At 35.9% G+C, this 937-nt stretch carries 1 pseudogene; it reads right to left on the bottom strand.

The features are described from left to right. Positions 1-510 precede the first annotated feature (510 nt). Positions 511-798, bottom strand: a pseudogene (locus tag ACFPXP_RS08025) (MarR family winged helix-turn-helix transcriptional regulator); the annotation flags it as partial. Between the last annotated feature and the right edge of the window lie 139 nt (positions 799-937).

The following is a 937-nucleotide window of genomic DNA, read 5'->3' as shown; positions in this document are numbered from 1 at the left end:
GATCGTCATCCTCCATGTGCACGGTTTTTCATCGTATTTCAACGATTTCCTTGCATATGAATTCGACAAAGAATGCCTCAAACCCTTGCTGTTACTGGATTTTTTAATCGTTCAGCAAGCCCTAATTTATTTGAATTATTCAATGTATCCTTTCCTCTATCCATTATTATATATTTAGCAGTTCCGTAAATGAGAAGGTAGGCTCGCTCACCATTTCATATGATCTGAGACGTTCTCGTAATATGCAAGAAAAGGCCTCCCAACAGTTTAGCAAACTGATGAAAGACCTTCTCCTATCGTTAGCTTTTTTTGTCACAGGTGTCCTTGTTTTTATAAAACGAGGACACATCCAAGGACAAGCATTATTTTTTATTCTTGAACGGAATTATAGTAGCTTTGTTGACGTTTAGTGTTGATTTTCAATGTTAAACTAACGGGCAGGATAGTTTAATAAAGGAAGGAAAGTAAAATTGACAACTCCATGTGGCTGTCTCTTTCAATATTGCAATGCTAATCAGTGAGTAAGCGTATATGAATCTTGTCTCTTTCAGACATTGATTCATTGAGTGTCTTATTTACTTCCTTTATGATTTTATCAACGTGTTTTTCTCCACTTGAAGTTAATACAACATAAAAACCACGTTTGTCTTCCTGAGAAGCATCCCGTTTTACAGCTTCAAATTTATGAACTTCCAGTCTTGAAACGAGTCTCGATAAAGCGCTTTGACTTAATCCAACCATGTTTTGTACCTGTGAAAGTCGAAGTTTTTTTTCTTTTGTCTGATATAGAAACATTAATAAATAGAATTCTGATCAAGTCCGAATTTGTGTGTAAATTCTCCCTCGGTTAGCTAGGAGTCTTTACCCAATTCGGGTAACTTTCGTTTTTTGGTTTGATTTGTGTTCTTGTTGCCATGTAAGATACTCGGTCATGTCT

The sequence above is a fragment of the Marinicrinis lubricantis genome (genome assembly GCF_042658665.1).
In the GTDB taxonomy this organism is placed as follows: Bacteria; Bacillota; Bacilli; order Paenibacillales; family KCTC-33676; genus Marinicrinis; species Marinicrinis lubricantis.
The sequence above is the reverse complement of the archived record's forward strand: the minus strand, read 5'-3'. Positions and strand labels throughout refer to the sequence as shown.